The sequence below is a fragment of the Brevibacillus sp. 1238 genome, from assembly GCF_029892995.1.
Classification (GTDB): Bacteria; Bacillota; Bacilli; order Brevibacillales; family Brevibacillaceae; genus Brevibacillus; species Brevibacillus parabrevis.
Window position 1 is genome coordinate 126475 of sequence record NZ_JARXWC010000014.1, and the last position, 8863, is coordinate 135337.

Here is an 8863-nt window from a genome sequence, read left to right on the forward strand (position 1 = left end):
TTCAGGGGGCGCTTCAACGGCCAAAGGCAGCTTTTTTATTTGGATGGCGACCTCTACATAATAAAGAAGTAGATGACAGCAGCCAGTGCGATGCGATACAGGGCAAACGGCACGAGTTTGATCCGGTTGATCAGCTTCAGGAAGAAGCGGATCGCAAGCAAGGCAAACAAGAAGGCGCTGATGAATCCGACGATGAAAAATGGCAAGGAGTCGGCAGTGATGTATTGCCAGTGCTTCAACAGCGACAAAAAGCTGGCGCCAGCCATGACGGGAACCGCCATGATGAAAGTAAAGTCGGATGCGGCTCTGTGGCTGAGACCGAGAAGCACGCCGCCGGAAATCGTCGATCCGGAGCGGGAGAAGCCGGGCCAGAGCGCGATGCATTGAAACAGTCCGATGAAGAACGCTTGCTTGTACGTCATTTGGTCAACAGTGGTTACTTTCGGACGTCCCGGTCTGAACCAGTCGGCTGCGATCATCAAGAGGGCGCCTGCGACAAGCCCGATCAGCACGGTATTGATCGAAAAGAGGTACTCGTCGATATAGTCTTCAAAAATCAGTCCGAGTACAGCTGCCGGCAGCAGCCCCACAATGACTTGCGAGAGACGGAGCTTGTGCCCGGGGCCGTTGCCATCTGGCGACATTTTTTTCAATCCGAGCAAACTGAGAAAACGGTCTTTGAACACGATCACAGCCGCCAAAATCGAGCCGAGCTGGATGACGACTTTAAAGGTATTCGCTACTTCCGAAGAAAACAGTTCTTTGGAGTGAAGCAACGTATCGTCCACAATAATCATATGCCCGGTAGAAGATACAGGAGCAAATTCAGTCAAGCCTTCGACAAGCCCGAGCACGAAGGCTACGAAAATATTCCAAAAATCCATATGTACTGTACTCACCTTTCTGATTGGCGTGCTTTATGTTTATGCTTTTATAGACATGGTCAAGATGCCTATCTTATTGTGGCGATAATGTAACAGCGATGTCAATAGCAACATTCTTTGTGCAAAGAGCCTTGATTAACATTTTGCGACAAATCGTAAACGTTTCATTTCGTTTTTGAAAAGGTTTGTTGCCGCTTTGTAAAAACTCGGGACAGACTACTCATTTTCCTTGCCGAACGGTATGATAGAAGAAATCGCTTTTTGACCAACAGGAGGTTCAAGCATGCCACATCTTATCGTTCGCGGCATACAAGCCGAGCAAATGGCGACGATCAGCGAGCCGCTGACAGAGGAGCTTGCCGCTTTATGCCAATGCGGTACCGACAATTTTACAATCGAATGCTTGCAGACGACAGGCGTTTTTGGCGGGAAAGTAGTAGAGTCTTTTCCGTTTATCGAAATTGGCTGGTTTGAGCGCGGACAAGAAACGCGCGACCAGTTTGCCCGGATTGTGACCCGGCATGTTCTCTCGCTCGGCATTCCGGAAGTCGAGATGGCTTTTGTCCCTTATCAAAAAGAAAGCTACTATGCCAACGGCGAGCATTTTTAGGAAGCTGACAGCCGCTGTCGATTTCCCGGGAAAGAAATGACAGATTCGACAAGAGAAGAGCAAACACAGTTGCAAAAGGGCGCTTCATCCGAGAGTACGAGACGGATGAAGCGCCCTTTTTTTCTACTCTCAAAAAATTCATGTCACAAACAAGAGATCCCGATTGTTATTCATAGGGAAGGGAGGCAGGAGTGTGGAGAAAGCGCAAATCGAATATTTGCTCCAGGAGATCAAAGCGGGTGCGATGGAGCAATTCGAAGTCATTATCGATCATTATCAACAGCCGATCTTTGCCTACTGCTATCACATGCTGGGCCATCGGCAGGATGCGGAAGATGCTGTACAAGAAATTTTGTTTCGCGCCTATGAGCGGCTGGAGCAATACACTTACTCGCTGTCTTTTTCAGCGTGGATTTATAAAATCTCATTTAACCATTGCGCCAATGTGCTCAAGCGCAGAAAGCTGGCTCGCGTGCTGCCCTTTTTGTACAGCGGCGAGCAGCAGGGGCGAAATTTTGTCGAGGAAAAAATCGACCACGACTATTTGGGAGAGCCGTTGGAGCGTATTTGGTCGAAGCTGACGGCGGAAGAGCGGACACTTCTGTATTTGCGGGTGCTGGAGGAAAAAGATTACGAGGAAATAGCTGTCTTGCTGGACAAAAAGCCGGCAGCTTTGCGCAAGCAATTCGAACGTCTGCTGAAAAAATGCAAGCGCTATTTTCCGGCGATGGGAGGGGTGGCAAATGATGGGCGACAATCCGTATAAACAACTGCACGAGCTTTTAGCCGCCAAGCCAGTCCCGAAAGTCGATGTGAAACAGAAAGTGATGGCTGCCATCGCAGCGAAAAAAATCGAGGAGGACAAAAAGGTGAAGAAAAAAATCGGGGTGTTGCTGACGATTGGCTTGTTGGCGGGAGCCTCGTCTGTATGGGCGGGCATGGAAGTCATCCAGTTGAAGAACGAAAAAGGCGAAGTCGTGATGGAAATGGATACGGGGAAAGGAACAGAGATTACATCGAAGACAGAAGGACTTCCTGTGGAGATGCAAAATGAATTGGCACAAGCAGAAGCGGATGCCGAGCGCAGGAGCAACATCATCAACGAGATTCTTGACCAGCTCAAGCCGGGAACATCAGCCGCGATTTACTGGCTGCCGAAACAGGAGAAAAAGGACGAAAACGCAGAAGTGATTTCCTTGCGCGATCCGAACGTAGATGTCTTTTACAAGGCGATCACCTACACAGCGCTTGCGGAGCTGGAACAAAAACTCGCGGATAAACGGTTCGCACTCCCGACCGAGCTGAACGGCGCTTTCCGCTTCGAATCAGGGGAAATCGAGTACAAGCCGAGCGACAAGTACGATGTGGCGGCGATGAAGGCAGAAGCGATCAAGAACAAGAAAGAATACGTCGTCAAGGAAATTCCGACCTCTGACAAGTTTGACTATGTGCATGTCGCCTACAGAGGCGCAAAGGGCGGGATCACCGTCGAAGTCCGCCAGGCAGAGCTTGGAGCAAAGACTGGCTCCAATGCGACTGGGGTAGAAAAAGTGATGCTTGGCAAAAACGAAGCTGCTCTGATGACGTACAAAGAGGACAACCAGCCCGATTTTCACTGGATCGTATGGATAAAAAACGGGAGCGATCTGGAGTACAGCGTTCGCGCCAAGGCCACGACGGTTTCCAAGGAAGAGCTGATCAAGCTTGCCAAACAATTGAACGAGCATAAGTAAAAAAAAGCCCAACAAAGGCCGTGAAGCTACTTTGTTGGGCTTTCTGCGTGTTCCAGCGGCGCTTTTTTGCTGACAAGCTGCTTTAGCGCGTTCAAATTAATCATGACGATTCCGGCGATGATCGCCAAGCCTCCAGCCAAGGAAGACAGGTGAAGCGGCTCCTGGTAAAGAACGGCACCAAGCGTCAGTGCAATCAGCGGCGATATATACAGCCAAGTGGATGGGAAGAGCGGATTGGTTTTTGCCACGAGCCAGTAAAAGATCGAATGTCCCATCATCGAGCCGACGAAGATCAGGTAAAGCAGCGAGAACACAGCCTGGGACGAAAACAGAAACTCTGTGTGCACTTGCTCGGTAAAAGCGGAGATCACAAGCAGCAGGACACCTCCGTACATCATCTGGGCGGCATTTAACGTAATGGGCGAGACGTCCTTGAACTGTTGGGAGACGCGCCGGGAGTAGACCGCACCTGCGGAATAAAACAGCTGTCCAACCAGGACGGCGATGCAGCCCGCGATCCAGAGCACGCTGAAAGAAAAAGTCAGACCGGGCAACAGCAGCAGCGTGACCCCTGCCAAGCCTGCCAGACAGCCAGCCCAGGAGATGGCGGACAGCTTTTGACGCGAAAGCCGGGTTTGCAAAAGCATGACCAGCAATGGAGCGGTAGCGGACAAGACTGCCGCGATGCCAGAGCTTATATGCTGTTCTGCCCAGTATAAGGTGGCAAACGTGCCGAAGGTCAGGCACAATCCCGTGAGCAGCATTTCTTTTCGCAACAAAAGGGAGACGCGGGCCTGCTTTTTCCAGACCATGAAGGCAAACAAGATCAGTCCCGCGAGAAAAAAGCGGATGCCTGCCGAGAAAAAGGGTGGCGCTCCGGCATCTACCCCTACTTTGATGGCTAAAAATGTCGTCCCGAAGATCAAGCACATCACGATATAATTGACGAGTACCATATGGTGATTCCTCCTTTTCCCCATCATAAAGGGAGAGGAATAGAACAGATGAAATCGAATAGAACAGTTGAAGAAAAGTGACGTTACAATTGCAGGGGAGGGGGCTGGCCGGGATGAAAAGAGAAGGTTTGTCAAGCGTGCACGCCGACAAGCTGTTTGAACAAGTGTACGATTACGTGCTGGACGGAATCAGACGCAAAGACTGGAAGGAACACGAAAAGCTCCCTTCTGTGCGGGCATTGGCCCTGAAGCTGGATGTGCACCGCCTGACGGTTTTCAAGGCGTATCAGCTGCTCAAGCAAAAAGGCTATGTCTACGTCAAAGATAAATCCGGCTATTTCGTTCAGCCGGGCGGCATGCTGGCGACGGCCTCGCTGCATGACCCGATTGTGTCTGCTTATGTGCAGAGGAGCCACCTTTCGGAAATTCACCAGGTCCAGGCGACCTATCAGTTTTCCAAAGCGCTGATTGACCCGAATCTCCTGCCCAATCTGTACTTCTCGGAATACGTGAAAAAAGTGTTCGACCTGTATCCGAAAGTGCTCGGCACGTATTCCACTACCCAAGGAGACGAGGAACTGCGGGAGGCTTTGTGCCTCTATTACACGGAACGGTTTCGCTTTTACTTGACCCCGCAAGAGCTGATGGTCACGTCCGGGTCGCAGGAAGCGATTGATTTGATTGCGCGTGTGCTGGTCAAGCCAAGAGACGTAGTTTTGCTGGAGCGGCCCACGTACAGTCCGGCCATCGACGTCTTTTTGCGCCAGGGAGCGAACATTCTGGCGGTGGAGATCACTCAGCACGGCTACGATCTGGAGCAGGTCGAACAACTGATGCGGACGCACAAGCCGCGTCTGTTCTATCTCAATCCGACTTTCCACAATCCTACGGGGTTTACGGTTCCACTTGCACAGCGCAAGCGGCTGGTAGAGCTGGCGGAGATGTATCAGTGTCTCTTGATCGAGGATGATCCGTGCCGCGATCTTTACTTTGGGAAAGAGCCGCCTTTGCCGATGTTTGCCTACGACACGTCCGGGTATGTCATCTATTTGCGCAGCTTTAGCAAATATGTCGCTCCTGGACTCGGCATCGGGACGATCGCCTGCCGTCCTTCGCTGATGGCGTATCTGCTCAGCGCCAAAGCGTTGTCGGACAGCGGGACGCCGCTCTTGAACCAAAAAATATTTTTGCACTATTTCTTCTCGGAGCGGATGCAGCAGCATTTGCTGAAGCTGCGCACGGCATTGGCTGTGCGCAAAGACATTATGGAGGAGGAGCTGGCCGCAACAGACTGGGAATGGAGCAGTCCGACAGGCGGCTTCAACTTGTGGATCAGGCTGCCGGATTCCACGCCGATGGAAAAGCTGCTCGGCCAATGCATCGAGCAATCGATTACGTTTGTGCCCGGCATCATTTGCGATCCGCAAAGGGAGCTTGCCTCGTGGATTCGCCTCAGCTTTTCCTATCTGAATGAACAGCAGCTGCGCGAGGGGATCAGGCGGTTTGTCAGCGAGGTTCGTTCCCTGACGGCGCAGGCTGGAGAATAGAGCGTGACCAAAAACAGACCCCTGCAACGGAGTCTGTTTTTGGTTTTTTCGCCGTTCGGCAAACAGCAATCAGGAAAGGTTTTTGTTCAGTTCCTTCAGCTCTTCGCTGGTCAAGTTGCGCCATTGCCCGATCTTCAAATTGCCCAGCCTGATGTTCATGATGCGGACGCGTTGCAGCTGCCGCACCTGATAGCCGAATGCCTGGCACATGCGCCTGATTTGTCGGTTCAAGCCTTGGGTGAGAACGATATTGAAGACGCGCTCGTTTACTTTGGTGACTTTGCAAGGCTTGGTGACCGTGCCGAGTATGCGCACGCCGTTTGCCATTCCATGCAAAAATGTGGCGGTCACAGGCTTGTCGACAGTGACGATGTATTCTTTTTCGTGATTGTTTTCCGCACGCAAAATTTTGTTGACGATGTCGCCGTCATTGGTAAGCAGGATGAGTCCCTGCGAGTCTTTGTCCAGTCTGCCAATGGGAAAAATGCGCTCCGGGTGGTTGACGAAATCGACGATGTTTCCTTTGACGTGCAGCTCTGTAGTGCACGTGATGCCGACAGGCTTGTTCAGGGCGATATAGACGTGCTTTTTCTTCGCGCCGAGCGGATTGCCATCGATGCGCACATCGTCGCCAGGCGAGACGGTGCTCCCCAGCTCGGCAACGAGGCCGTTGATTGTCACTCGTTTGGCATCGATCAGCTTGTCGGCCTCCCGCCGCGAACAGATGCCCGTTTCACTGATGAACTTGTTAATTCGCATGGACAGTTCCTTTCGCTAATTGCTGTTGTTTTTCTATGAGCTTCTTTTTCCACGGCAAAGACAGCTCCTCGATTTCCAGCATGGTAGAAATCGTTTCTTCCGAGAGCGACTGGTTGTGGAAGTACAAATGGTGAATGGAGGCGACAGTCACTTGCTTGGGATGGGGAGTCAATAGAGTGATGGCTGAGTCCGGTTTGATCGTGCCTTCCTGCAAAACGCGGAAGAAGTAGCCCGTGTAGCCCGTCTCCACGACTGCCTTGAGCAAAAGATTGTTGTTGTTGCGCTTGTTGATGGTGGCACAAGGGTATCTGCCCTGCGACACTTGCAGGATGGTGTCTCCGATTTGATAAATATCTCCGATGCACACCTGTTCTTCTGTCATGTTGGACATAGTCAAATTCTCGCCGAAGGCCGATTGCGTCAAGCGTTGGCCGAATTTCTTTTCCCAATGGGCATAATGTTCAAAAGGATACGCGCACACGACGCGATCAGGCCCGCCGTGATAGGCGTGATTCGCTACGTCGTCTTCGTCGATTTTTGCAAAGCGGACAACCAGCTCGCTGGCTTCGTCTTTCCCGATTCCGGAGAGAAAGTCCTTGCCGTTGTAGCTCAAATTTTTCGGTAGCCCTTTACACAATGAAACGATTTTTTGGTCTGACATGCTCTTTTCCACTCCCGGTCGCACGTTTGGTTCTTTTCATTATTCCATACTATATCATATTTTTTCTAGGCTCCAAGGCAGATGGGCACTATGGGAAGGTTCTGGTATGATGATGGAAAGGAATTGACAGGAGGCTTACGCGATATGCAATCATTTGGTGTGGCATTGCACACAGATAAATATCAGATCAACATGATGTACGCGCACTGGGTAAACGGAACGCACAATCAGAAGGTGGTCTTTGAAGCTTTTTTCCGCAAGCTGCCTTTTGGAAATGGCTACGCTGTTTCCGCTGGTCTGGAGCGAATCGTACACTATATAAAAAACTTGCGCTTTGAAGAAAGCGACCTGGACTATTTGCGTGAACAGGAAGAAAACTACAACCCGGCCTTTTTGGAGGAATTGCGCAATTTGCGTTTCCAAGGCTCGCTGTACTCCGTCAAAGAAGGGACGATGGTTTTCCCGAACGAGCCGCTGATCCGCGTGGAAGGACGCGTCATGGAGGCGCAATTGGTTGAAACCGCCCTGTTGAACTACATGAACTACCAGACATTGATCGCGACGAAAGCTTCCCGGATCAAAAACGTGGCGGGCGACGACGTGCTGATGGAATTTGGTACGAGACGGGCACAGGAAGCAGACGCTGCCCTGTGGGGAACGAGAGCGGCGTATTTGGCCGGATTTGACGCTACCTCCAATATGCTTGCGGGAAAAATGTTCGGCATCCCGACAAAAGGAACACACGCTCACTCCTGGGTGCAAAGCTTCGAGGATGAAGAAGAAGCATTCCAGCGCTTTGCCGACGCTCTGCCGAACCAGGTGACGCTGTTGGTGGATACATACGATACGTTGAAAAGCGGCGTTCCGCACGCGATATCGGTCGGGAAAAAGCTGGCGCAGGAAGGCAAAAAGCTGACAGCCGTGCGTCTGGACAGCGGCGACCTCGCTTACCTGTCCACCAAGACGCGGGAAATGCTGGACAAAGCCGGGCTGACCGATGTAAAAATCGTCGCCTCCAACGATCTGGATGAACATACGATCATGAACCTGAAAGTGCAAGGAGCCAAAGTCGACAGCTGGGGCGTAGGTACACAGCTGATCACGGCGGCAGATCAGCCGACGCTCGGCGGTGTGTACAAGCTGGTGGCGCGCGAGGACGCCAATGGCGTGTTCCAGCCGACGATCAAGATTTCCGGCAATCCGGAGAAAGTGACGACCCCTGGCATCAAGGATATGTACAGACTGATCGACCCCGACACGGGCAAGGCGATTGCCGATTACGTGTGCTTCCCGGAGGAAACGACGATTGCGCAAGGCGCACCTGTCCAGTTGCTGAATCCAAGCCATCCGTATTTGAACAAGCAATTGACCCGTTACCGGGCAGAAGCTTTGCTCATCCCGGTGTTTGTCGCCGGGGAGCTGGTGTATCAACTGCCGACGCTTGCAGAAATCCGCGAGTACCATCGCGAACAGCTCAAGCTGTTCTGGCCGGAATATTTGCGGATGCTCAACCCGGAGCATTACCGTTTGCATATTAGCGAAGACATGTGGGAAACAAAAACGAGGTTGATGAAAGCGTATTTGAAAAAATAGGAGCAGCCGCCCGGTGCAGCAAAACAGGGACTGACCCCCGTCCGTAGGACAGGGATCAAAACACCTTAGCTATTTAAGCAGCCAGTTGCCGAAATTGAATCGGTGACTGGTTGTTTAGTT

Annotated in this window: 9 protein-coding genes; 5 read left to right on the forward strand and 4 right to left on the reverse strand. The window is 51.7% G+C overall.

What is annotated here, in order from left to right; translation table 11 throughout:
* Positions 1 to 53 precede the first annotated feature (53 nt).
* Positions 54 to 884 (reverse strand): undecaprenyl-diphosphate phosphatase, encoded by an 831-nt coding sequence (locus tag M2298_RS23950; RefSeq protein WP_122966275.1) that lies wholly within the window; start codon positions 882 to 884, stop codon positions 54 to 56.
* Between the two features lie 283 nt (positions 885 to 1167).
* Between M2298_RS23950 and M2298_RS23955 the strand changes: the two genes are divergently transcribed.
* The 3 genes from M2298_RS23955 to M2298_RS23965 all read left to right on the forward strand — a co-directional run bounded on the left by M2298_RS23955 (position 1168) and on the right by M2298_RS23965 (position 3227).
* Entirely contained in the window at positions 1168 to 1494 is a 327-nt protein-coding gene (locus M2298_RS23955) for a DUF1904 family protein (protein ID WP_063230574.1), read from the forward strand.
* Between the two features lie 193 nt (positions 1495 to 1687).
* Entirely contained in the window at positions 1688 to 2260 is a 573-nt protein-coding gene (locus M2298_RS23960) for an RNA polymerase sigma factor (protein WP_122966273.1), read from the forward strand.
* Positions 2238 to 3227: a DUF4367 domain-containing protein gene (locus tag M2298_RS23965; RefSeq protein WP_280649185.1), complete on the forward strand. Its 990-nt coding sequence runs from the start codon at positions 2238 to 2240 to the stop codon at positions 3225 to 3227. The genes M2298_RS23960 and M2298_RS23965 overlap by 23 nt, the downstream gene beginning before the upstream one ends.
* A gap of 26 nt (positions 3228 to 3253) precedes the next feature.
* Here M2298_RS23965 and M2298_RS23970 read toward each other — a convergent pair whose 3' ends face one another.
* Positions 3254 to 4183 carry a DMT family transporter gene (locus tag M2298_RS23970; RefSeq protein WP_173598674.1) on the reverse strand — a complete coding sequence of 310 codons (930 nt, stop codon included), beginning with the start codon at positions 4181 to 4183 and terminating at the stop codon, positions 3254 to 3256.
* A 113-nt stretch (positions 4184 to 4296) separates the two neighbouring features.
* Here M2298_RS23970 and M2298_RS23975 point away from each other — a divergent pair, with 113 nt between their 5' ends.
* Positions 4297 to 5730, forward strand: coding sequence for an aminotransferase-like domain-containing protein (locus M2298_RS23975; protein ID WP_280649186.1), 1434 nt, complete (start codon positions 4297 to 4299; stop codon positions 5728 to 5730).
* 69 nt (positions 5731 to 5799) lie between these two features.
* Here M2298_RS23975 and rluF read toward each other — a convergent pair whose 3' ends face one another.
* Entirely contained in the window at positions 5800 to 6489 is a 690-nt protein-coding gene (gene rluF, locus M2298_RS23980; protein ID WP_242772648.1) for a 23S rRNA pseudouridine(2604) synthase RluF, read from the reverse strand.
* Positions 6479 to 7150, reverse strand: a complete 672-nt coding sequence (locus M2298_RS23985) for an MOSC domain-containing protein (RefSeq protein ID WP_122966269.1) — start codon at positions 7148 to 7150, stop codon at positions 6479 to 6481. The genes rluF and M2298_RS23985 overlap by 11 nt, the downstream gene beginning before the upstream one ends.
* A 144-nt stretch (positions 7151 to 7294) precedes the next feature.
* Between M2298_RS23985 and M2298_RS23990 the strand changes: the two genes are divergently transcribed.
* A complete protein-coding gene (locus M2298_RS23990) occupies positions 7295 to 8743 on the forward strand; it encodes a nicotinate phosphoribosyltransferase (RefSeq protein ID WP_122966268.1) in 1449 nt (482 codons plus the stop codon).
* The last annotated feature ends 120 nt before the right edge of the window (positions 8744 to 8863 follow it).